Origin of the sequence: Caulobacter zeae (assembly GCF_002858925.1) — a bacterium.
Taxonomy (GTDB): domain Bacteria; phylum Pseudomonadota; class Alphaproteobacteria; order Caulobacterales; family Caulobacteraceae; genus Caulobacter; species Caulobacter zeae.
Genome location: NZ_PJRS01000016.1, coordinates 76,678 through 100,572 on the forward strand (window position 1 = coordinate 76,678; position 23,895 = coordinate 100,572).

Annotated in this window: 11 protein-coding genes; 6 read left to right on the top strand and 5 right to left on the bottom strand. The window is 68.4% G+C overall.

Annotated features, from left to right (window positions below; translation table 11 throughout):
* Nucleotides 1-200: 200 nt before the first annotated feature.
* From SGCZBJ_RS08025 to SGCZBJ_RS08035, 3 genes are read right to left on the bottom strand one after another with little or no spacing between them, the layout of a single operon-like run.
* Nucleotides 201-3,257 carry a TonB-dependent receptor gene (locus SGCZBJ_RS08025; protein WP_101717498.1) on the bottom strand — a complete coding sequence of 1,019 codons (3,057 nt, stop codon included), beginning with the start codon at nt 3,255-3,257 and terminating at the stop codon, nt 201-203.
* On the bottom strand, nt 3,257-4,216 hold the full coding sequence (locus SGCZBJ_RS08030; protein ID WP_101717499.1) for a FecR family protein: 960 nt from the start codon (nt 4,214-4,216) through the stop codon (nt 3,257-3,259). The genes SGCZBJ_RS08025 and SGCZBJ_RS08030 overlap by 1 nt, the downstream gene beginning before the upstream one ends.
* Nucleotides 4,194-4,796 (bottom strand): RNA polymerase sigma factor, encoded by a 603-nt coding sequence (locus tag SGCZBJ_RS08035; RefSeq protein ID WP_101717500.1) that lies wholly within the window; start codon nt 4,794-4,796, stop codon nt 4,194-4,196. Before SGCZBJ_RS08035 ends, SGCZBJ_RS08030 begins: the two co-directional genes overlap by 23 nt.
* 299 nt (nt 4,797-5,095) lie before the next feature.
* On the opposite strand from SGCZBJ_RS08035, the gene SGCZBJ_RS08040 reads away from it, so the two are divergent.
* From SGCZBJ_RS08040 to SGCZBJ_RS08065, 6 genes are all read left to right on the top strand, one after another.
* Nucleotides 5,096-5,440 carry an HU family DNA-binding protein gene (locus SGCZBJ_RS08040; protein ID WP_165799273.1) on the top strand — a complete coding sequence of 115 codons (345 nt, stop codon included), beginning with the start codon at nt 5,096-5,098 and terminating at the stop codon, nt 5,438-5,440.
* Entirely contained in the window at nt 5,440-8,091 is a 2,652-nt protein-coding gene (locus tag SGCZBJ_RS08045) for a glycoside hydrolase family 3 C-terminal domain-containing protein (protein WP_101717502.1), read from the top strand. Before SGCZBJ_RS08040 ends, SGCZBJ_RS08045 begins: the two co-directional genes overlap by 1 nt.
* Nucleotides 8,088-11,225: a sugar-binding domain-containing protein gene (locus SGCZBJ_RS08050; protein WP_101717503.1), complete on the top strand. Its 3,138-nt coding sequence runs from the start codon at nt 8,088-8,090 to the stop codon at nt 11,223-11,225. Before SGCZBJ_RS08045 ends, SGCZBJ_RS08050 begins: the two co-directional genes overlap by 4 nt.
* Nucleotides 11,226-11,403: 178 nt before the next feature.
* Nucleotides 11,404-14,880, top strand: coding sequence for a TonB-dependent receptor domain-containing protein (locus SGCZBJ_RS08055; protein ID WP_101717504.1), 3,477 nt, complete (start codon nt 11,404-11,406; stop codon nt 14,878-14,880).
* Between the two features lie 142 nt (nt 14,881-15,022).
* Nucleotides 15,023-16,279, top strand: a complete 1,257-nt coding sequence (locus SGCZBJ_RS08060) for a pectate lyase family protein (RefSeq protein ID WP_101717505.1) — start codon at nt 15,023-15,025, stop codon at nt 16,277-16,279.
* Between the two features lie 478 nt (nt 16,280-16,757).
* Nucleotides 16,758-20,384, top strand: coding sequence for a TonB-dependent receptor (locus tag SGCZBJ_RS08065; protein WP_101717506.1), 3,627 nt, complete (start codon nt 16,758-16,760; stop codon nt 20,382-20,384).
* A 578-nt stretch (nt 20,385-20,962) separates the two neighbouring features.
* On the opposite strand, the gene SGCZBJ_RS08070 is transcribed toward SGCZBJ_RS08065, so the two are convergent.
* On the bottom strand, nt 20,963-21,856 hold the full coding sequence (locus tag SGCZBJ_RS08070; protein ID WP_338065445.1) for a polysaccharide deacetylase family protein: 894 nt from the start codon (nt 21,854-21,856) through the stop codon (nt 20,963-20,965).
* Between the two features lie 19 nt (nt 21,857-21,875).
* Nucleotides 21,876-23,741 carry a glycoside hydrolase family 2 protein gene (locus SGCZBJ_RS08075; protein WP_101717508.1) on the bottom strand — a complete coding sequence of 622 codons (1,866 nt, stop codon included), beginning with the start codon at nt 23,739-23,741 and terminating at the stop codon, nt 21,876-21,878.
* Nucleotides 23,742-23,895: the final 154 nt, after the last annotated feature.

Here is a 23,895-nt window from a genome sequence, read left to right on the forward strand (position 1 = left end):
CTGGTATTCAGAAAAACTGCGTTCGCTTGCGGTTCGGCTTTCAGCGCTTCTGGCTGAATACCTTGTGCATTGAATTTGATGGGTATTCAGATCGTCTGCGGGTGCGGCGTCGCGGCTGCGCAAGCTTATGAGTAATTCTGCATGTTCTGATGAGGCTCATGTCGTTGAGCGGGCGTCATCATCACTGATCAGCGCGGCGACTACATCGCCCAGCGCAGGCCCAGCCGGAACTCTCGGCCGGTGTGGTGGCGATAGGTCGGGATCAGCGTACGGTCGCTGAACTGTCGCTGGTAGGCGTCGGTCAGGTTGGCGGCCTCGGCCGTCAGGGTCAGGCGCGGCGACAGGGTCAGCCTGGCGGCGGCGTCCAGAGTGGTCAGCGGATCCACGCCGTCGACGTCGCCGCCGTTGGGAGCGGGGATGGTGGCGAGATATCGGCTGCGGTGGCTGAGCGCGGCGCGCGCCTCCAGGCCGTGTCTTTGGTAGGCCAGACCGATGTTGGCCGCGACGCGAGGCGCGCCGAGAGCGTCCTGCATGTCGACCCAGGAGCCGTTCTGGTCGAGCAGCCGCACAACGGTGCGGGTATAGGCGGCCGCGCCCTGGACGCTCCAGCTTTCGCCGAGTGGCGTGCGGAACGAGACCTCTACGCCGGTGAGCCGGCCTGGGCCTGAATTGATCGGGCGCGAGAACTGCCAGATCGGCAGGCCGGCCGAGCAATCCGGCGCCCCGCCGCAGGCCTCGGCCGCGACGCTGTCGGGCAGGCCGAACGGATTGGCCGAGAACGGAGCTGGGCGGGTGCTCGTGCCCTGCACGGTGGTGGCGATGGTCTTGCGATAGACGGCGGCCGAGACTTGCACGCCCTGGCGGGGCCGCCAGTCCAGCGACAGGTCGAAGGCGTCGGCGCGCGTGGGGCGCAGGTCCGGATTGCCCGACGAGACCGATTTGGCGCCGGTGGTCGAGACGCTGACACCGGGCCGCAGGCTGATCAGGTCGGGCCGCACCATCACTCTCGCCGCGCCCAGCCGCATGACGATGTCGGGAGACAGGCTCCAGGCCAGGTTCAGCGACGGCAGGGTGGACCAGTAGTCATTGGCGGCGCTGGTCCACCGCGCGATGGCGTCGGCTCCGACATCAAGGCCGGCCGCGTCGACCCTTGTGTGGATCACGCGCACGCCCGCTTCGCCCCAGAAGCGGCGCGAGGGGGAGCGGGGCAGGGCCAGTTGCAGGAAGGCCGCGTCGGAACGTTCGGTCACGTCGTAGTTCAGGCCGGCGACGGCGCCGGGGCCCAGTTCGAAGCCCGGACATCGGCCTGTCGCACAGGCCGCCGACAGGGCGGCCTGGGTGTCGATCGCCAGCCATTGCGCGGGGGCGCCGACGACGCCGAAGTCGACGCCCTGGCCCACGAGGCGGACGTAGTCGACCAGGGAGAGCGCGCGCAGGCTCGCCGGAAGCTCGACGTTGATGTTGCCGATCCCGCCGTCCGAGCGCATCCGGGCCGAACCGACGTTGCGATAGGTCTTGGCCAGCAGGCCGACGCGCCAGTCCACCGGGCCCGAGCGGTTTTCTAGGTCCAGCGCCAGGGAACGATAGCTGTTGTCGACCCAGTTGGGATCGGAGCGGAACTCGCTGATCGTCCAGGCGTCGGGCGCGGCGAGGGCGGCGTCGCCGAAGCTCAGCGCCGGACGGCTCCTGTCGGAGAAGTCGTAGGCGAAACCGTCGACGTCGAACTGCTCCAGATAGAGCGTCTGCTGGACGGGATTGCTGAAGTCCGATCGGCTGAAGCCGGCCAGCAGCCGGCCTTCCAGGCCCTCGCGAAACCGGTGGGTCGCCGCCAGGGTTGTCTGGCGAAAGATGGTGTTCAGTTCGTCGCGGCGGGCCTCGGAGCGCACGTCGACATTGTCGAACCGGCCGGCGATCAGCACCGGCTTGCGGCCGCCGAACAGGGCGATGTCGGCCGCCGTGACCGCCACGGCGTTTATGCCGCAGCGCGGATCGGGCGATGCGGCGCAGGCGCCGGGCGTGCGGAAGGTGAAGCTTTCCAACAGGTTCTCGCGCCGGCTGGAGCGCAGTTCGGCATAGATCGTGTCCAGCGCGATGCGGGTGGCGTCGTCCGGCCGCCATTCCAGCGCGCCGGTCAGGCCCACGCGATCCTGGTCGATCTGCATCAGTTCCAGCCGGGGGATACGGGCGTGCAGGGCGGCGTTGACGGCGGCGAGGTCCAGCGGCGCGGCGGCCGACCCGAAGCCGGGCGCGATGGCGACGCCGGTCTCCCACTGGCCGGCGCTGGCCCCGGCCTCGACCGCCGAGCGGCCCGAATAGGCGGCCGAGACGAGGAAGCCCAGCCGGCCCGCGGCGTCGCGCCGGGACAGCACCGCAGAGACCCGTGGCTGGGCCTCGCCCGACAGGGTTTGGTAGCCGGCCTCGACGATGAACACCGCGTGGCGGCGCGGCAGCTCCAGCGGCGAGCGGGTGCGCATGTCGATCGTCGCGCCCAGCGAGCCCTCGTCGACGTCGGCCGAGGCGGTCTTTTGCAGCCGCACCTGCTTGAACAGGTCGGCGGCGAAGATGTTGTAGTCGAAGGCCCGGCCGCGATTGGTGCCGCCGACCGCGTTGCTGGCGCCGAAGGTGGCGAGGGTCTCCATGCCGTTGACCCGCACGCGGGTGAAGCGGCCGCCCACGCCACGGACGGCGATCTGGCGCGCCTCGCCGGCTTCGGGGCCGGCGGCCACTCCCGGCATCTGCCTCAGGGCGTCGCCCAGGCCCAGCGCGCCGGCGCCGCGAAGCTGCTCCTCCAGCAGGACGTCGACCTGGGCCGGCGCGTCCCTTGCCTGTTCGGTCGCGGGCTCGGCCAGGGGGCGGGCCAGTACGCTGATCGGCGTGACCAGGGTCGGTTCATCGCCTTGGGGCGTCGAGGGGCGCGCCGGCGAGGGCGGCGCGGTCGCGATGGCCTGGGTGTGGCGTTTCAGGGTCACGACGCCGGAGGGCGAGATCGAGAAATCCAGGTCCGAACCCGCCAGCAACATCCGCAAGGCCTGGTTCAACGACATCGATCCCGACAGGCCCGGCGCGCGACGGCCGGCGGTCAGGGCGGACGGGGCCGCGATCACCGCGCCGGTGCGCGCCGACACCGACAGCAGGGCCGTGGCCAGGGGCTGGGCCGGCTGGTCGAAGGCGAAGGATCGTTCGGGCGCCGCCGCCAGTGCGGGGGCCGCCATGAGCCAGGCCGCCGCCATCGCCCCGATCGCGGGAGCGGCCTTCATCACGGCGCCGAGGCGGTTCCGGGACGGACGTCGATGGTCCGCTGGGCGCCGGAGGCGCGAATGCTGACCGGCAGGATCTCGGGCAGGCTGGCGATGAACCGGTCGGCCTGGTCGAGCTGGAAGCTGGCGGTGATCCGAAGGGCGGCGGCGCGTGGCGTGACCCGCAGTCCGGCATGGCCCCTGGCCACGAGGTCGGCGACCACGTCGCCCAGGGGCGCGTCGGCATAGGCCAGGCGTCCGGCGCGCCAGGCGGCGGCTTCGGTCGGGGCCGGCAGCCGGCCGCCCTGAGCGCGGCCGTTCTCGACCAGCACATAATCGCCGGCGCCCAGACGCGCGACCTCCCTGCGCGCCGTGCCCTGATAGACGGCGACCCGGCCTTCCTCGACCGCCACGCGGACCTGGCCGCTGGCGCTGGTCCGGGCGTCGAAGCGCGTGCCCAGCACCTCGACTTGCGTCTCCCCGACCTCGACCTGGAAGCGGCGACCGTCGGCCTTGCGCACCGAGAAGAAAGCCTCACCGCGTTCCAGGACATAGCGGCGGTCGTTCCAGCGCGAAGCGGGCGCCAGGCGGCTGCCCGGCGCAAGGATGGCTGTGCTGCCGTCCTTGAGGGCGACTTGGCGCGATTGAGCGCCGGTCTCAAGCACGGCGGGCGGCAAGGCTATGAACACGGCGGTGACCAGACAGGCGGCCAGCGCTGTCACTCCGCCGATCCAGGCAGATGGACGGGCCAGGGGCTTGCGGTGCGATTGGGGAGCGGGGCGCGCCAGGGACGGCAGTTCGCTCAGCGCCAGCAGAACCGCTTCGGCCTCTTCATAGGCGCGCGCATGCGCCGGATCGGCGTCGAGCCAGTGGCGCAGGTCGGCCGACCGCTCCGGCGGGAACGGCTCGCCCGACACCGCCAGGGCCCAGGCCCGGGCTTCCCGCCCGATCGGCGAGTCAGGATCGACGGTTGCGTTCACGCGACAGGCCCCTGTAGTCGGCTTTGTAGTCGATGACGCCGCGCGCCAGGGCGCGCTGGCAGACGGCGGTGGTTTCGTCGATGGTCTTGCGGACCAGGGCTTCGGAGACGCCCTCGCGGCGGCCGATCTCGGCGAAGCTGAGACCCTCGATCCGGTTGGCCGCCAGATAGCGGCGGTGTCTATCCGGCAGGCCCGCCACCACCTTTTCCAGCAGCTTCAGGTCGTCGCGCGCGATCAGGGCCCTTTCCACGTCCGGCGCATCGTCCGGCTCCAGCGCCGGCGCGGAGGCGTCCAGCAGGCGGGCGGTCCGCTGGCGACGCCGCCGGCCGTCGAGCGTCAGGTTGATGGCGACGCGGAAGACGAAGGCGCGCGGGCTTTCCAGCGAACGATCCGAAGGCCGCTGCCCGAGCTTGAGGAAGGCCTGTTGGGCGACGTCCTCGGGATCGGGCGGGCCCGCCCCGAACCGCGCGCGCAGGAAGGCGCACAGGTCGCCCCAGTCCTGGGCATAGGCGCGCCGATAAGCCGATCGGTCTTTCCACAGCTCGTCGTTGCGAGCTTCTGGCCGCTCCGCCGTCGACACGAGGTCTCCCCAAACATCCGGTCTCGCCGGTTGGCGCGACGATGCTGGCGAAAGTCCGCCCGATCAATGGACGACGAAAAATTATGGGACAGCGGTCGTTTTCTTGTGCGGATCGGCGCCCGCCAGGCGTCGTTCAATGTCGGGAAGAAAGGCGGAGAAAATCTCCGCATTTATTTAAGTTACCGGTACCTTTTTCTCTTTTCGTGTCGATTGCGACATGCTTATTTCAATCATGACACCGGTGGCTAACCGGGCGAGACGGTCGACAAGACCGCAACATGGGAAGGGGAGGCGGTTCGATGAACAGCTCTGCGCGCGACTCGGGCGCTGCGCCGCGTGGCCTGTCCTCAGGCGACGAGCGGCCCGCCGAAGAGCCCGTCTTCGATATCGCCCGGGCCTTTCAAACCGACGTCGGCGACATGCTGACACGTTCTCTCTGCCGCCAGATCCGTGAAGCCCTGCTCGAAGGAAAGGTCGTCGACCTGCCGGGCGTCGGGCGTTTCGAAATTCGCGACAAGCGCCGCTACGGCCTGGTCAATCCCAAGAGCGGCGCTCGCGCCGACCTCGGCGGCGAGCGCGCCGTCGTCTACCGGCCCGACCGCAAGCTGCTGCGCGATCTGAATTCTTCCCGAGGCGATGTTTGATGAGCGTATCCGTCCGCAGCCGTCGCTTCGGCGTGGTTTCTCTTCTGGTGCTGGCCATGGCGACTGCGCCGGCCGTGGCGATGGCGCGGGTCGACGCCTTCCACGACGTGAGCCTCTCGCCCGAGGCCCGCGCCGCCGATCTCGTCTCGCGCATGACGCTGGAGGAGAAGGCCGGCCAGTTGAAGCATGCCGCACCGGGTGTTCCGCGCCTTGGCGTGCCCGCCTTCAACTGGTGGAGCGAGGGACTGCACGGCGTGGCCCGCGCCGGCGAGGCCACCGTGTTCCCGCAGGCCGTCGGCATGGCGGCGACCTGGGATGTCCCGCTGATCCAGGACGTCGCCGACACCATCGCCACCGAGTTCCGCGCCAAGTATGTCGAGAAGCGCGGCGCTGACGGAAGCTCCGGCCAGTATCGCGGCCTCACCGTCTGGTCGCCCAATATCAACATCTTCCGCGATCCGCGCTGGGGCCGGGGCCAGGAGACCTGGGGCGAGGATCCGCACTTGACCGCCGAGTTCGGCGTGGCCTTCGTTCACGGCCTGCAGGGCAGCGACCCCCGGCACTACAAGACCGCCGCCACCGCCAAGCACTTCGCCGTGCACAGCGGCCCGGAAGCCGATCGCCACCACGACGACATCCATCCCAGCAAGCACGACCTGGCCGATACCTACCTGCCGGCCTTCGAGGCGCTGGTTAAGCGCGGCAAGGTCGAGTCCGTGATGTGCGCCTACAACGCCGTCGACGGCGTGCCGGCCTGCGCCAGCGACTTCCTGCTCAAGGACACCCTGCGCGGCAAGTGGGGCTTCAAGGGCCACGTGGTATCGGATTGCGCGGCCATCGCCGACGTCTTCCTGCCGACCTCGCACAACTACGCCAAGACGCCGGCCGAGGGCGTGGCCGTCAGCCTGAAGGCCGGCACCGACCTGATCTGCGCCGAGTTCGGCGCCAACAAGAGCTCTGAGATCGGCCCGATCGTCGACGCGGTGAAGAGCGGCCTGATGAGCGAGGCCGAGCTCGACCAGGCCGTGCGACGGCTGTTCGTCGCCCGCATCAAGCTGGGTCTCTTCGATCCGCCCGCCAATGTCGCCTATTCGAAGATCACGCCGGCCGACAACGACACGCCCGCCAACCGGGCGCTGTCGCTGAAGACGGCCCAGGCCTCGATGGTGCTGCTGAAGAACGACGGCCTGCTGCCGCTGAAGGCCGCGCCGAAGCGCATCGCAGTGATCGGGCCGAACGCCGACAGCCTTGACGCCCTGGTCGGCAACTACAACGGCACGCCCTCCAAGCCGGTGACGGTGCTGGCCGGGGTCCGCGCACGCTATCCGAACGCGGAGGTGACCTTCGTCGAGGGAACAGGCCTGGTCGGCGCGCCGATGAACACCCTGCCCAATGCCGTGCTCTGCGCCGACGCGGCCTGCGCCGCGAAGGGTGTGAAGCTCGAGACCTTCCAGGGTCTGGAGCTGGCCGGCGAGGCCAAGGCCGAGACCGCGGCCAACGTGCAGGTCAGCTGGGGGAGGCCGACCCGCGAGAAGCGCCAGGCCTCCACGCGCTGGACGGGCTTCCTAAAGCCGACCGAGACCGGCGTCCATCGCTTCACGCTGCGCGGCGAGGGTGGTTATCGGGTGATCGTCGACGGCAGGGTCGTGGTCGACGCCTGGAAGCGTCCGGCCGACGCCACGCCGGAGGGCGCCGTCGCCCTCACTGCCGGTCAGGCGCACGCCATCACCGTGGAGGCCTGGCAGGACGGCGACCGGGGCGATCAGCGCCTGACCTGGAGCAAGCCCAGCCAGGGCGCCGAGGCTGCGATCGCAGCGGCCAAGGATGCGGATCTGGTGCTGTTCGTCGGCGGCCTGACCGCCAAGCTGGAGGGCGAGGAGATGTCGGTCCGCGCCCCGGGCTTCGCCGGCGGCGACCGCACCCGCATCGACCTGCCCGCGCCGCAGCAGAGCCTGCTGGAGGGCCTGCACGCCACGGGCAAACCCGTGGTGCTGGTGCTGATGAACGGCTCGGCCATGGCCGTGAACTGGGCTGACGAGAAGCTGCCGGCCATTGTCGAGGCCTGGTATCCGGGCGGAGAGGGCGGCCATGCCGTGGCCGGCCTGATCGCCGGCGACTACAGCCCCTCGGGCCGCCTGCCGCTGACCTTCTACCGCTCGGTCGACCAACTGCCGCCGTTCAAGGACTACGGTATCGCCGGGCGCACCTATCGCTACTTCGGCGGCGAGGCGCTCTATCCGTTCGGCCATGGCCTGAGCTTCACCAGCTTCAAGTACGGCCAGCCGAAGGTGGCAAAGTCGGTGAAGGCCGGCGAAGCCGTGAAGGTCAGCATCGACGTCTCCAACATCGGCGCTCGTGATGGGGACGAGGTCGCGCAGCTCTATGTCTCGCGCGGTGCGGCCGGCGCGCCGATCCGCTCGCTGAAGGGCTTCCAGCGCGTGGCCCTCAAGGCCGGCGAGACCAGGACCCTGACCTTCGAGCTCGATCCGTCGGCGCTCAGCGTTGTCGACGCGGCCGGCGTGCGCGCCGTCGAGGCGGGGCCGGTCGACCTCTGGGTCGGCGGCGGCCAGCCGGTGTCGCGTCCGGGCCTGGCCAAGCCCGCTGGTGTTTTCGCCCGTTTCGCCGTCACCGGCCGGAAGGTGCTGCCGTGAAGCTGGATCGCCGTTCCTTCCTGGCCGTCGGCGGCGCCGGCCTCGCCGCGACCGGGACGAGCGCGCCCGCGTCGGCCGCCGACCTGCTGGCCGTGCCCGACGAAGGCTGGAGCCTCTGGATCGACCAGGCCGCGGCCTGGAAGGACGATACGCTGCACTTGCCCAGCGCCGTCGACCTGAAGGCGCTGCCCGTCAATCCGCCGACTGGCGGCTGGGGCGCGCTTGGCTCTTCCGAGGCCATAACCGTCAGCCTGCCGACCACGGTCGAAGAGCACTTCTGGGGCAGGTTCGCCTCGCGGCCCTACGGCGCTGACGAGTACCGCTACGCCGAGGATGACGACGTGCCGCGCTACGGCGCCTACAAGGGCGTCTCCTGGTGGTCGCGGACGATCGATATTCCTGCGTCGGCCAAGGGCAAGCGGGTGCTGCTGAACCTGCGCGGCGCGCGGTTGCGGGCCGAGGTGTTCCTGAACGAGCAGCTGGTCGGCTACTCGATCATGTCGGAGCTGCCGTTCGCCTGCGACCTGACGGCGGCGATGAGGCCGGGGCAGGGCAATCGCCTGTCGATCCGCATCACCAATCCCGGCGGCCGGTTCGACTGGCGCGACAGCACCACCATGGCCTGGGGCAAGGTGAAGCTGTTCGCCTCGCACGGCTTCGGGGGGCTCGATCGTGGCATGACGCTGAGCGTCCATCCACAGGCCGCCCGCATCGACGACGCCTGGGTGCTGAACACGCCGCAGTCGCGCACCGTCACGGCCTTCATGGACGTGGTGCTGGAAAAGCCCGTCGCCGATCCGCAGGCGCTGCGCGGCAAGGCCTCCGCTACGCTGGTCGATGACAGGGGCGCGCCGGTCGCCGCCGACATCAAGCTCGAAACTCTCGAAGCCGTCGAAGGCGGTCGCCGCCTGCGGGCCCGGTTCTCGGTGACCGCGTCCAAGGCCGAGCTGTGGGACCTCGATACGCCGCGCCTGCATCGCCTGCGCCTGTCGTGGGCGGAGGCCAGGCGCGATGTCGATACGCGCGAGGTGCGCTTCGGCTTTCGCTGGTTCGGCGTCGAGGGCGTGGGAACCGACGCCGTGCTGCGCCTCAACGGCCGTCGCATCCGGCTCTATTCGGCGATCTCCTGGGGCTATTGGGGCTTCAACGGCCTGTGGCCGACCACGGAACTGGCGCGCCGCGAAGTCACCGCCGCCCACACGCTGGGTCTCAACGCGCTGCACTTCCACCGTAATGTCGGCAAGCCGGAGGTTTTCCAGGCCATGGACGAGATGGGGCTGCTGCGGGTGATGGAGCCCGGCGGCGGCCGTCACGCCATCGGCCGCGACCTCAAGCCGGGCGAGAGCCTGAACCCCGCCGACGCCTTCAGCCGCCAGTTCATGGTCGAGAAGTGCCAGGCCATGGTGCGGGCCTTCCGCTCGCATCCGTCTCTGGCCCACTACACGCTGCAGAACGAGATCGGCGCGAACCTCTCTAATCCCGACGTGCAGTTCGTGCTGAAGGCCATGCACGACCTGGATCCCAGCCGGGCGGTCATCCTCAATGACGGCTTCGTCAAGCGCGGCGCGGCCCAGGCGATGTACCTGCCGTACAACGACCACTACTTCCGCTCGGACGTGGAAGCGTGGGGCGGTTGGTGGGTCGAGCACCAGGGCGCCGGCGACCAGTGGTACGACAAGTTCTACGCGTCCAGGGACGACTACATCCACATGCAGAAGGGCAAGCCCTTCATCGTCGAGTTCGGCGAGATGCAGGGATGCGCCGTGGCCGACAACCACGTGGCCATGGTCGCCGAGATCCTGGCCAAGGGCGGCAAGAGCTACGACCTGGAAGACCACAAGGTCATCGTCGAGGCCACCAACGCCTATCTGGATCGCTGGGGTTTCCGAAAGGCGTTCCCGACCACCGAGGCGCTGTTCCTGTCGGTGGGGCGCAAGGCCTACGAGGCATGGCGCAACTACCTCGAGAACATCCGGCTGGGCGAGACTGTGGATGTCGCCGCCATCTCGGGCTGGGAAAGCACCTCGATCGAGAACCACTCGGGCATCGTCGACGCGTTGCGCGGCTTCAAGGCCGATCCGAGCCTCATGAGCCAGAGCCTGCGGCCGGCCTTGGCCGTGGCCAAGCCCCGCAAGCTGGCCTATGCCCCAGGCGAGGCGGCCGAGCTTGATCTCTGGCTGTTCAACGACACCGGCAAGCCGATGACCGGCGAACTGGCGCTGAGCGTCGTCGGGCCGGATGGCGTCGCGCGGGCGGCGGGGCGCTGGCCGGTGCCGCCGCACGAGGCCGACCGCATGTCGTGGCTGGTCGCCGAGAGCGTCCGCACGCCCGCCTTCGAGCTGGAAGGGCGGCATGTGATCCGCGTGGTCTTGTCGGGCTCGGGTCAGGTGGTCTCCGACCGCGAGGTCTGGGTCGCCGCGCCGCAGGGCGAGCCGCGGCGCAAGTTGAAGGTCGCCGTCTCGGGCGTCGCCAGGAGCTTGCGCAGCCAACTGGAGAAGCAGGCCGGGATGACGATCGAGGACTTCAAGGCCGGCGCTCGCTACGACGCCATCGTCGCCTCGGGCCTCAAGGCCGACGAGATCGTCCGCCGCCAGGTCGGCGAGCAGACCGGTCTCGAGGCCCAGCCGAAGAAGGGCGAGAAGGTCGAGCTGGTGCTCGGCGAGCTGCCGCCCGAGGTGCTGGCGGCCGTCTCGGCCGGAACGCCGCTGCTGGCCATGGTGCAGGAAGACGGCCTGGCCGAGGGCGTGGCCAAGCAACTGGCTGGTCTTGGCCTCTTCTCCTACGCCGGTCAGGTCGGCGGCCTGCGGGCGCCGTGGATGGGCAACTGGAACTATGTCCGGTCCCATCCGACCTTCGCCGGAATCCCGTCCGACATGGCCATGAGCGTGCTGCATCAGGTCGAGGGCCAGCCCTCGAACGGCCTGCTGGTCGACGGGCTGGGCGTCGAGGTGATCGCCGCCTACAGCCGCGACCACGACCGCCACAACGGCGCGGCCAGCTTCATCGCGCGCAAGGGCGCTGTGCGGGTGCTGGTCCACCGCCTTCCCGACATGGTCGCCCCGCTCCAGACGCGCTGGCTGAGCAACGCGCTGGACTGGATGGCGGCCGATCCGATCACGAGCCCAGGAGGGTGAGCGACGATGTCTAGCGCCTAGAGCCGAGACTAAGGCGGCGGCCTGCCGCCGTCCGTGAAGACCAAGAGATCAGTGCGGGCTTTCTCGCCGCCGCGCCCCTGGCGCGGCGAACGGGAGCGCTTGCGCCAAAGCCGACGCGTCCGAAGCGACGCGATCAACAATTGGGAGGGAAATAGGGATGACCAATCACAAGACGGGCAAGGCGCCGCCGCGCACGCGGCTGATGGCCGGGATTTCGAGCCTGACGGTGGCCGCGCTGCTGACGCCGGCCGTGGCCCTGGCGCAAGCGGCCTCGCCGCCGCCGGCCGACAAGCCGATCACCGACAACGCGGTCAGCGAGGTGGTCGTCACCGGCTATCGCGCCGCCCTGCGCAGCGCCATCGACACCAAGAAGAACTCGGACGTGATGCTCGACGCCATCAACGCCGAGGACATCGCCGACTTCCCCGACTCCAACCTGGCGGAGTCGCTGCAACGCCTGCCGGGCATCTCGATCGACCGCGACAATGGCGAGGGCCGCACCATCAGCGTGCGGGGCCTGTCGGGCGACTTCAGCCGGGTGCGGATCAACAACATGGAGGCCCTGTCGACCGGCGCTTCCAACGACTCCGGCTCCAGCCCCAACCGCTCGCGCGCCTTCGACTTCAACGCCTTCGCCTCGGAGCTGTTCAGCTCGGTGCGGGTGCGCAAGTCCTCGTCGGCCGAGGCCGATGAAGGCTCGCTGGGCGCCACGGTCGATCTGATCACCGGCCGGCCCTTCGACTACAAGAAGAGCGCCTTCGCCCTGTCGGCCGAGGACAGCTATTACGAGAACGGCAAGAAGCACAGCCCGCGCATCACCGGCCTCGTCTCCAACCGCTGGTTCGACGGCCGCCTTGGTGTGCTCATGTCGGCCGCCTACGCCAAGCGCACCTCCGAGGACGACACCTACGCCCGCGGCGGCGGCTCGTCGGACTATGTCTATCGCGGCTCGACCTGGACCGGCGACGAACTGCCCGGCCGCGCGGGCTTCGCGGCCCCGACCGGCACAGTGTTCACCGCCCTGATCCCGACCACGCTGACGGGCGCGGCGCTGGACGCCTACAAGGCCAATCCGGCCAACTATTACAACCCGATCGCCAATCCGCTGGCCTATGCCGAGATGACGGGCTCGGACCCGGCGGCCTACGCCAAACTCTATCCGAACTGCGCGGCGACCAGCGGCCAGCCGGTGGCGGGCCTGACCCCGACCTCGCCGGGCTGCAACGACAGCCAGATCCGCTTTCCGGCCCTACCGTCGATCGCCCAGCGCGACGTCGAGACCGAACGCCTGGGCCTGACCGGCTCGTTCCAGTTCGAGATCACCCCGCGCACCAAGCTGACAGTCGATGGCCTCTATTCGCGGTTCGAGAGCGTCAGCACCAACTACCAGCTCTCGCCCGTCGGCCTGAACCGCAACAACACCAACGCCAGCTACCAGTACGGGGCCAACGTGCCGACGGCCACGGCCCGCAACGGCAGCGCCATGACCGACGCTCAGCGCCGCGCGCTCTATCCGGGCGGCTGCACCTTCACCGCCGAGACCGACCTGAACCCCGGCCAGGACTGCGGCCAGCAACTCTATGGGCAGGCCCCGGTCAGCGGCTACACCTACAGCTTCAATCCCTACAACCTGGATCCGTACGAGTACTACAGCAACCCGTCCTCGCCCGGTTACGCCGGCCCGGCCTCCAGCCTGCCGTTCCGCGGCGACCTGATCGGGCGCCCGTCGGTGAAGCTGCTCGACGCCGAAGTGGTGGGGCAGAACGCCGAATACCTGAAGCTGGGCAATGTCGACTGGCGCTCGGGCGCCGACCGCGGGGCCTACACCACCGACTTCCGCCAGGTGTCGGCCGAACTGACCCACGAGTTCAGCGACAAGCTGAAGGCTACCGCCGCCTACGGCGCTTCGCGGTCGGAGAACAAGAACACCGGCACCCTGGTCGAGTTCAACTACATGGACGCCCAGGAGCCGTTCATCTTCGACGAGCGGGGCGCGTCGGGCATGCCGCGCTTCGACGCCGGCTTCGATGCGGCCGACGCCGGCAAGTGGGGCATCGTCAAGGGCTTCTCGGGCATGCGCCACTACAAGCGCAGCACCCTGAACACCTACAACGGCGCCAAGATCGACGTCGCCTACGAACTGGACGACAACTGGACGATCAAGTTCGGGATCACCGGCCGCAAGTACGAGTTCTCGACCGACCAGTACGAGCGCAACAACGACCTCCTGAATCCGACCGAGAAGGAAGCCGGCGTGACCAGCGCCTCGCTGGGCCAGATCATCGAGTTCGGCCAGGGGCTGGACGTGCCGCAGGGCTCGACCACGCGCTTTTATGCGCCCAACCTCGAGGCCTTCAGCAGCGTCTTCGGTTTCGACTGCGACTGCATCAACAAGTACGGCGACTTCCGCATCACCCGGAAGCGCAACCGCTCGGCCTCGTTCGAGGTGGCCGAGAAGAACCTCGCCTACTACGCCCAGTTCGGATTCAACTACGAGGTCTGGGGCGGTCGTCGCCTGTTCGGCAACTTCGGCGTCCGCCAGGCCGAGACCGAGGTCGAGTCGCTCGGCGAGACCACGGCCGGTCGTCCGATCCGCGGCGAGAACAAGTACAGCGACACCCTGCCGTCGGGTAACCTGACCTGGGAGGCGATGGACAACCTCTACATCCGCTTCGCCGCGGCCAAGGTCATGGCCCGTCCGCTGCTGGGCAACCTGTCGCCCGCCGTCACCGGCGTCAGCATCCCGGGCGACGGCTCGGTGACCGGCGGCACCCTGACCGTCGGCAACCCGAAGCTCTCGCCGTTCCGCGGCAAGGCCTTCGACGTGGCCGCCGAGTGGTACTTCGCCAAGGGCGGCCTGATCAGTCTGGGCTACTTCCGCAAGGACATCGACTCATACCCGCAGACGGTGTTCTACGAGGCCCCGCTGTCGGAGTTCCTCGACGCCGACGCCATCGCCCAACTGCGCCTGCAGTTCCCGGGCGAGACCGGCGGCGACATCTTCCGCCGCGCCTATATCGACGCCGACAACGTGATGCTGGCTCGCCAGGTCCGCGACGCGCCCGGCGGCGTGTTGCAAGGCTGGGAGTTCAGCTACCAGCAGGACTTCACCTTCCTGCCCTGGTACTTCAAGAACCTGGGCGTCCAGTTCAACATGACCAAGCTGGACACCGAGCTGAAGTACATCCTCGACCCTGGCGCGGTGAACGCCACCACGGGCGCGGTGACCAAGGCGCCGGTCTACGGCACGGGCCCCTGGCTGGGCGCCTCGCCCAAGGGGATCAACTTCACGGTCTATTACGAGACCAAGAAGTTCAACGCCCGCGTCTCGATGGCCCAGCGCGACGAGTACTACACCAAGTACCCCATCGCCTCGGGCAACTGCGACCCGGGCCTGCAGGCCAACGGCTCGGCCTGCGACGGCCCGCTGATCAACGAGTTCGAAGGGGCCAAGTCGACGATGAACGTCGACTTCTCGATGCGCTACCAGCCGATGAAGCAGGTCAGCATCACCTTCGAGGCCCTGAACATCACCGACGAGAAGTCCGAGCGGTTCGTCTACAACGACCCGGTCATCCTCTCGTACGGCGGCAGCGGCCCCAACTATCGGATCGGCGTCCGCTACAAGTACTAGCGGACGGTTCGAAGACTGGTCGTCGCGCCCCTCCGCGCGGCGGCCACCCCCTTCGGCTTTCCCCAGGGCTCGAAGGCGGCCTCGGCGGAGGATCGACGCGGTCCTCCGCCGCTTCTTTTTTCAGTTCGGCCAGGAGTTGGCGATGAAGACGGGTGACCTGGTGGTGGGACGTCGGACGGTGCTTGCGGGCGCCGGCGCGGCCATGCTGGCGCCGACGGCGACCTGGGCCAAGGCGCCCGACTTCGCAGCGCTTGGCTGGGCCAGCGCCAGAGGCGGGGAGGACGGCCGCACCCTGCGGGTCACGACCCTGGCGGCCGAAGGACCAGGTTCGTTCCGCGCCGCCGTCGAGGCCTCGGGGCCGCGCAAGGTGGTGTTCGACGTCGCCGGCGTCATCGACCTTGGCCGCAAGAGCATCAGGATCCGCGAGCCGTTCCTGACCGTGGCCGGCGAGACCGCGCCATCGCCGGGGATCACCTTCATCCGGGGCGGAATCCAGATCGAAAGCCACGACGTCGTACTGCGCCACCTGCGGGTGCGGGCCGGCCGCGACGGCGCCGCCGACCGCAGCGGCTGGGAGGTGGACGGCATCACCTGCTGGAAAGCCCAGGACGTCATCGTCGACCACTGCTCGATCGCCTGGGCCACCGACGAGAACCTGTCGGCCTCGGGGCCCCGTTTCGACGGCGGTGATACGGTCGAAGCCTGGCGCAAGGGGACCTCGCACCGGATCACCTTCAGCAACAACATCGTCTCCGAAGGGCTGTCGCACGCCAGCCACGTGAAGGGCGAGCACTCCAAGGGCACGCTGATCCACGACAATGCGACCCAGGTGCTGATCGCCGGCAACCTCTATGCCCACAACCTGGAGCGCAACCAGCTGTTCAAGGGCGCGGTGCATGCGGTGTCGGTCAACAACCTGGTCTACGACCCCGGCGCGCGGGCCATGCACTACGCGCTGAACGCGCCGGAGTGGGAGGGGCGGGCCTGGCAGGTCGGCCAGTTGGCGCTGGTGGGCAATGTCGTGCGCGGCGGCGCGTCCACCCGGCCGGACCTGCCGTTCCTGATCGTGGAGGGGCAGGGGGACCTGGATCTCTACGCCCATGACAACCGCGCGACCTATGCCGGCGGGGCTGCGATGCCGGAGCTTCGGGTGCTGCCGACCACGCCCCTGCCGCAGGTCCGGCGCCTGGCGGCCGCGCCGCTGTGGCCCAAGGAGCTGAGGGCCCTGCCAGCCTCGGGCGTGGAGGCCAGCGTGCTGACCAATGCCGGCGCGCGGCCCTGGGACCGCGACGCCGTCGACGGGCGAATCCTTCGCCAGGTGAAGGATGGAACAGGCCGGGTGATCGACGACGAAGCCGAGGTCGGCGGCTACGCGGCGGCCGGCCGAACGAAGGTCTGACGCCTCGAGTTGACGTTTTTCGGCCACGTTTAGAAAAACATCGGCCACTTGTAGGAGTTTTTAAGGCTGCCTCAGGTGGCCATACCGCTCGCCCGGGCCGACGCGCCTTGGCGAGCGTTGTTCGTTGTTTCGTCGAAGGTTTTGAGCTTTCAGGCCTAATTTGCACTGCAATATGTCAGCGTTGTCATTGCCCGATATGCAGCGGCAGGCTTATCGCATTGATCATAACAATAACTTGTCTGAGTATCTCGGTTATGCAACAGAGTGGTCAGGCCAAATATGGCGAGGCCTGACGGCGCCGACCGTCAGCGAGGGCGGGAGGAAACAATGATCAAGACAGCACCGGCCGGCGCATAGCGACGGCCCGGCCAGATCCCTGGGGGGATGGCCGGGCGACGTCGCCAATTGCAGCCATGAGCCTGGCGGGCGGCCAAAGATTCCGCCCGCGAGAAATAAGAAGACTTTGGGAGAGGAAGTAATGAAGCGCTTCAGCGCGCGCGGCCGCACGGCCGCGGCTGTGTCGATCATCGCCTTGAGCGCGGCCGTCTGGCCCGTTCAGCAAGCCGCCGCACAATCCGAAACCGTCAAGACCAACGGGTCCGTCGAGTCTCCGACCGAGGTCGAGGCCATCGTCGTCGGGGCCCGCGCCTCGCAGCAGTCGTCGATCGCGCGCAAGAAGCGCAGCGCGACGGCTCAGGACTCGATCGTCGCCGACGACGTCGGCTCGTTCCCCGACAGCAACGTCAACGAAGCCATGTCGCGCATCGCCGGCGTGGCCATCGAGCGCAACGGCTTCGGCGAAGGCGACGGCGTCTCGATCCGCGGCAACGGCGCGGACCTGACCCGCGTCGAGCTGGACGGCATGGGCGTGGCCGCCTCGGGCTTCAGCCTCGCCGTCGGCGACGGCGGCGGTCGCTCCGCCGACCTGCGTGAATTCCCCGCCGAAATGATCAAGAGCCTGGACGTCATCAAGGGCCAGACGGCCGACATGACGCCGGGCGGGCTGGGCGCCACCGTCCAGATCCAGACCCGCACGGGCCTGGACTTCAAGAAGCCGTACCTGTCGATGCGCGGCGCGGCGGCGGGCAACACCCTGTCGCGCAAGGCCTCGCCGGAACTGGGCGTGGTGGCGTCGCGCAAGTTCTTCGACGACCGCCTCGGGGTGATCGGCAACATCAGCTACAGCAAGCGCCTGAACGACAGCCACGCGCTGAACAACGGCGGCTCGAACAACGCCCAGGGCTACACCCGCTTCGCGGACTTCGACAATTCGCCGGACAAGACGTTCACCTACAACCCGGCCACCGCCAACGGTGTCGGCGCCACCGACCCGATCGCTTCCTGGGCTCTTGTCGGCGGCGGCATGTTCAATGCGCCCACGCCGCTGGACGTCTACACCAAGTCGGCCGCGGCCAAGACCAAGGCCGAGTGCCTGACCGCGTTCCCGACGCTGACCGACGCGCAGCTGGGCACGATCGTGGCCGGCAGCAACGGCGCCAACCGCCAGGCCGCCCAGGCCGCGCAGATCAACGCCCAGATCAGCTGCCTCAACCAGTGGAACGACTACGCGCCCAACCTGGTGCGCGACCAGAACCTGACCCAGTACGAAGACCGACTGTCCTGGGACCTGCGCTTCGACTATCGCGTCACCGACGACCTGACGATCTTCGCCAAGTACCAGGTCGCCAACCGCGAGCAGAACGAGAACAACCGCCAGCGCACCCGCGGCGGCATCACCTCGCTGTACGGCATCTCGCAGAACCAGACCGCCGTCTCGATGCTGACCAACACCTTCTATCCGGCCGGTACGCCCAACGTGCTGTCCGCGATCCCCGGCGGCGGCTTCTACATCTACAACCAGGGCATGCCGACGGCGCCCTACACGATCGACACCACGCCGGGCTCGACCGTGACCAACAACTCGTTCCCGCTGATGGGCGTGGCCGCCAACATCGTGCCGGGCTCCATCCAGATGGACGGCAACCACCACCTGACCCAGTTCGACATCACCAACGCCGCGCTGGGCATCGACCAGATTCAGAACGACCAGATCTGGAAGACGAACTACATCTCGGGCGGCGCCAACTACAATCGCGGTCCGCTGACCATGGACCTGATCTTCGGCCGCAACGAGAGCGACTATTCGCGCACCGACCTGCGCTTCTCGCGCAGCTACACCTACGGCAACGCCACCATGCGGGCGCTGGAGAACGGCATCTGGACGATCGACATGCCGTCGTCCTTCGATGACACTGACATGCGCAACTACGCCCAGCTGAACGCGCCGACCGCGGTGGGCCAGCCGGCTTATTCGAACGCCTATCGCCTGGTCTTCAACCCGCGGAAGGTCGAGAGCGCCGAAGACCAGCTGAAGTTCGACGTCACCTACCTGCCCGACATGCCGCTGTTCACGCGCTTCAAGGCGGGCGTCCTCTACCGCAAGGGCACGGCCAATTCGTGGGGCGGCGGCGGCTACTCGCCCGACCCCGGAATCTTCGTGCCGACCCTGACCCTGCGCGGCGACGTGCGGGCCTGCGCGAACGTGGCCTCGACCCTGCCGGCCAACGCCTGTTCCTACGGCTACACCGCCAACCCGACCACCGGCGTCAACTTCCTGTACGGCCTGGAGACCCTCACCCAGGCCCAGCTGATCGACATCTTCCAGAGCTCGATCGAGCACAACTCGGGCAAGTTCATGCCGGGCTACAAGGGCGTCTCGGGCCTGGAGCTGTGGGACAGCATCGACGTCAAGAAGGCCTTCTCGCAGATGGCCGGCGCGGTGAACTACAACTTCGACTGCCTCAAGGAGTGCACGGCCAGCGACGGCAAGGTCTACAAGCAGCCCTTCAACGAGACCGAGGAGAAGATGACCTCCTGGTACTGGATGGCCGACCTGGCTCACGACCTGCCGTTCGGCATGGAGTTCCAGGGCAACCTGGGTTCGCGGATGTTCAAGACCGAGGTCGAGGGCTCGGGCTACGTGACCCTGGCCACGACCTTCAAGACCGCGGCCTTCGATCCCAACAATCCCAACGCCGCCGCCGGCATCGCGACGAGCAACCGGGTCCGGCCGGTGTCGATCAACAAGAGCTATACCGGCTGGCTGCCGTCGTACAACGCCGCCGTCTGGGCGATCCCCGACAAGGTCGTGCTGCGATATTCGTGGGCCAAGACCATCGCCCCGCCGGCGATGAGGTACCTGTGGCCGGGCGGCACCTGCACCTATGACGAGCGTCGCGACGGCGTGAGCGACGCCGACGGTTCCGAGCAGGACATGACCTGCGGCACCTTCGGCAACGCCGAGCTGAAGCCGTACCAGGCGACCAAGAACAACACGAGCCTGGAGTGGTATCCCAACAAGGACACCTCGTTCAGCCTGGCCTACTACCGCCAGAAGGTGCGGGTCGGCGGGCCGCTGGCCGTGCCGGTCAAGAACGTCAATGTCTTCGAAGGCACCGACATCGAGATCCCGGGCACCGGCGGCAAGAAGTTCTCGGACTACGAGTTCGGCATGACCACCTACGAAAACGGCCCCGGCTACGTGCAGTCGGGCTGGGAGTTCGTGGCGCGGACCGCCTTCACCTACCTGCCGTGGAAGCTCAGCAAGACCGGCATGGACTTCAACATCTCGACCACCAAGTCGGGCACCGCGGTCACCTATATGGACCCGCTGACCGCCGAGGCGCTCGACCCGCAAGGGCAGTCGAAGTACTTCGCCAACCTGGTGTTCTGGTATGACGACGGCGTCACCAAGGCCCGTATCGCCTACCAGACCCGCGACCGGGTGCTGACCTGCATCTCGCCGTGCGGCAACACCAGCGCCTCGCCGGTGGCCAATGCGCCCAACACCAACATCGGCAACTACGTGCGCTTCCCGTACAATCCGAGCGAGCCCTACTACTCGGAGCAATACGAGTACCTGGACGCCAAGATCTCGCGGCGGATCAACAAGAACCTCGAGGTCTACCTGGAAGGTCGCAACCTGCTGCAGGCCGCCCGCCTGTCGGTCGGCTCGGACGACCGCGGCTTCGAGGGCCGCGCCAATCCCTGGTCGGTCCAGTACGGCGGCTCGCGCTTCGCCCTCGGCTTCACCTACCGGAACTAGACTCTCCGTTCCGGTCGGCTCCTGGCCCTTCCCTGGAAACAGGGGAGGGCCTTTTGCTGTTTTGGGTGTCTCCGGGAAGGAACCTCCCCCTGTGGGGGGAGGCGATCGCGCAGCGATCGGTGGGGGAGTTGGAGGGAGAACTGCCAGCGCGGCGGCAACTGAGGAGGTCCCCCCACCGGCCTGCGGCCGCCTCCCCCACGGGGGAGGTTCCTCATGATCGCGTTCCTCGCCCTTGTGGTGATGATCCATCGTTCAGCCCGCTTTTCAGAGGCGGGCGCTGCTATTGGCCTGACCATGTTGAGCCGTGGGAGCATCGATACGGAGCGACGCTGAAGGGGAGGATCGATTTCAATTACCGTAAGCTATTATAATTAATGAAATTTGATGCGTCGCGGATGACAGCGCTATTAGCGTGAAAGTTGCAAAAATTGGTCAGGCCGATATTGCGCCGACGAGTGCATTTCGGTAGAAGGAGAGGGTGTTCGGCGTCTGCGAGCCGATCACAACCTTCATAGTTCCCCTCCGGCCGACCACGACGACGGGTCGGCCTTTTTTTGTGCGGTCGCCGGGCAGGAGCCTCAGCGGCAGAGCGTCTTGGGATCCACGCGCTCGACGGTCGGCGCGGCGGCGGGCAGGGCGACGCCGCGGGCCTTGGCCGTGCGTTCCATGATCCCGCCGCCGCCGGGAATGGCCGCGGCCTGCGCATAGGCCGGGTCCTTCTGGGCCGCTTCCAGCGTGACGTAGCGGGCGCCGGCGGCGTCGAGGCGATCCATGACCTGGGGCAACATGTGCGCCGACCAGCCGCCGATATGGGTCAGCAGCACCTGTGGGATCATCCGGCCGTAGACCGCCTGCGAGACCGCCCGCATGTGCGCGAGCTCTTCGTCGACGCCGCGCAGGTACTGGCCTTCCATCGTGCCGATAGCGGCCTGGTCGCCCTTGGCCAGGCAGCGGGCGTAGGCGTCGCTGTAGCTCCAGTCGCTGAACGAGATGGTGACGTGGGCGACCTTGTAGCCGTGGCCGGCGAGGTACGCCGCCGCGCCCTGGTGACGCTCGGGGCGCGTGCCGGCCGTCAGGTTGGGAAACCTCAGATACCGCCAGTCCTGGCCCTTCATCCGCTGGGCCACCGCCGGCTCGCCAGCCTCGAGATCGGCGATCCAGGATTCCAGGGTCTCGGCCTCTTCTAGGTTGAGGTGGTTGGCGGTGTGGTTGCCGAGTGGATGGCCGGCCGCCCGCCAGGCGTCGAGCACGGCGTTGCTCTCGGCGTCGGTCGCCTTGGCCGAATTGACGAAGCCGAAGGCCTCCTTCACGCCGTGGGTCTTGAAGGTCTCGATGTGCGAGCGGGCGATCGACAGGCGGGTCATGCCCGGCGGCAGGGCGCCGTGGACGGGCAGGTCGTCGACCGTGACGGCGACGTCGAAGCCCTGGGTCTGGACCTGGGCCTGGGCCGCGCCGGGCGTTAGCAGGGCCAGGACGAGGAGGGCGGCGCCCTCACGAGGCCTTGCCCGCGTAGTAGCGGCGCAGGGTCTCGAAGGCGAGCTTGCGGTGCCCCTCGTTGCTGACCAGGCCCTTGCGGTTCCAGTAGTCCTGGTAGCGGGCGTGCCAGCGCCGCGGCGAGCGGAAATCCTTCAGCACCCAGGGGCTGACGCCGACGAAGCCGTCGCGCTCGAGCAGGGCCAGCGTCTCCTCGAACACCCATGCCTGGTATTCCTCGGTCCAGCGGTTCTCCTTGGGGCCGCGCTCGCCGTAGAGGGCGTCGGCGCCGAACTCGCTCATCATCATCGGCTTGTCGTGCGGGTTGGAGAAGCGGACGGTCTTGGCCTGGTCGGGCGTGCGCGGGCCGTACCAGCCCTCGTACTGGTTGATGGCGACGACATCGAGGTCGGGCGCCAGCGGATCGTCGACCACGAACTGGTTCTGGCCGGCCTTGGCGCCGCCGACGTCGATGTTCTTGTTGAGAGCCGCCGTCAGCAGGCGGGTGGGGTCCAGGCGACGGATATCGGCCACCACGTGGCGCAGGAAGGTCGTGCGGGCCTGGTGGGTGGGCGTCTCGTTGGCCACCGACCAGAAGGCGACGCTGGCGCGGTTGCGGTCGCGCACCACCATCTCGGCGGCCATGGCGCGGGCCAGGGCCAGGGTCCCGGGGCTCTCATAGGCCACGTCGTCCCAGTAGACCGGGATCTCCGACCAGACCAGCAGGCCCAGCTCGTCGCACAGGCGCACGGTGCTTTCCGTGTGCGGATAATGCGCCAGGCGGACCATGTCGCAGCCCAGGGCCTTGGCCTCTTCCAGCAGGGCGCGGGCCTCGGGCGGGGTCATGACGCGGCCGCCCTGGGCCCCCAGAGGCTCCTCGTGCAGCGCGATGCCGCGGATGAAGCGGGCCTTGCCGTTGACCAGGATCTGACGGCCGCGGGCCTCGAGCGTGCGGAAGCCGATGCGGTCGCGGCGGACGTCCTCGCCGGCCTTGAAGGTCACGTCGTGGAGCGTGGGGCTTTCGGGCGACCACAGCTTCAGGCCGCGCGGGGGCTTGGCGGAAAGGCGGGCGCGGCCGTCGGGGCCGGTCTTGCCGGTCAGAGTCAGGTTCAGGCCTGCGATAGCGACCGAGACCTCCAGGCCGGCCGCCGCGGGGCCGTCGGCGCGCAGGTCGGCGACGATCTGGCCGGCTTCGAGGCGCAGGAAGGCGTCGCGCAGGAAGGTCGTCGGCGTCTCGACCAGCCAGACCGAGCGGGTGATGCCGCCATAGTTCTTCCAGTCGAAGTCGAGCGAGGGCAGGGTCTCGGGACCGACGCGGTCGTCGACCCGCAGCACCACGACGTTCTCGCCGGGCTTCAGCTTGCCGGTGACCTCGAAGACGAAGGGCGTGAAACCGCCCTCGTGGCGGCCGATCTCCTGGCCGTTCAGCCAGATGACGGCGTCGTAGTTCACCGCCTCGAAGCTGAGGAAACGGCGACCGCCCGCATCGGCGGGGGCCTGGAAGCGGCGGTGGAAGTAGATCGGGCCGTCGTACCACTCCAGAGACGGATCGCGGGTATTCCAGTCGCCGGGGATCTCCATGCGCGGCGAGATGCTCCAGTCGTACTCGACGACCGGGCCGCCGGGCTTCTGCGGCTCGTCCAGCCAGAAGGCGCGGCGGGCGTTGGGCTTGCGGAAGGCGGAGTCGTTCTGGTCGAGGATATAGGCCCACAGGCCGTCGAGCGTGGTGCGCGGACGGTCGTGCTGGGCGAACAGCAGCAGCGGCTCGTCTTCGCCAGCCAGGGGTGGGGAGGCGGCCTTTTCTCGCGCCTGGGCCTGCATCGCCAGGGCGGCGCTGGCGGTCAGGGCGGCTCCGGCCAGGAGCTGGCGACGGCTGGGCGTCATGGCGGCGTTCTCCCTAAATCGTACTTGCGACCTTCCTAGAGCGTTTGGTCAAGTTTGGCCAGGGCGCATGGTCAGGCCGCTATTGCAATCGGTCTGACCAATCTCTATTTGCACTCCCATCGGGTCGAAGAACCCTTCAAAATGTGGGAGTCAG

What these genes read in the sequence shown, in the direction of transcription:
- SGCZBJ_RS08025 (WP_101717498.1), bottom strand. Translation starts at nt 3,257, where the DNA reads ATGAAGGCCGCTCCCGCGATCGGGGCGATGGCGGCGGCCTGGCTCATG.
- SGCZBJ_RS08040 (WP_165799273.1), top strand. Translation starts at nt 5,096, where the DNA reads ATGAACAGCTCTGCGCGCGACTCGGGCGCTGCGCCGCGTGGCCTGTCC.
- SGCZBJ_RS08045 (WP_101717502.1), top strand. Translation starts at nt 5,440, where the DNA reads ATGAGCGTATCCGTCCGCAGCCGTCGCTTCGGCGTGGTTTCTCTTCTG.
- SGCZBJ_RS08055 (WP_101717504.1), top strand. Translation starts at nt 11,404, where the DNA reads ATGACCAATCACAAGACGGGCAAGGCGCCGCCGCGCACGCGGCTGATG.
- SGCZBJ_RS08060 (WP_101717505.1), top strand. Translation starts at nt 15,023, where the DNA reads ATGAAGACGGGTGACCTGGTGGTGGGACGTCGGACGGTGCTTGCGGGC.
- SGCZBJ_RS08065 (WP_101717506.1), top strand. Translation starts at nt 16,758, where the DNA reads ATGAAGCGCTTCAGCGCGCGCGGCCGCACGGCCGCGGCTGTGTCGATC.
- SGCZBJ_RS08075 (WP_101717508.1), bottom strand. Translation starts at nt 23,741, where the DNA reads ATGACGCCCAGCCGTCGCCAGCTCCTGGCCGGAGCCGCCCTGACCGCC.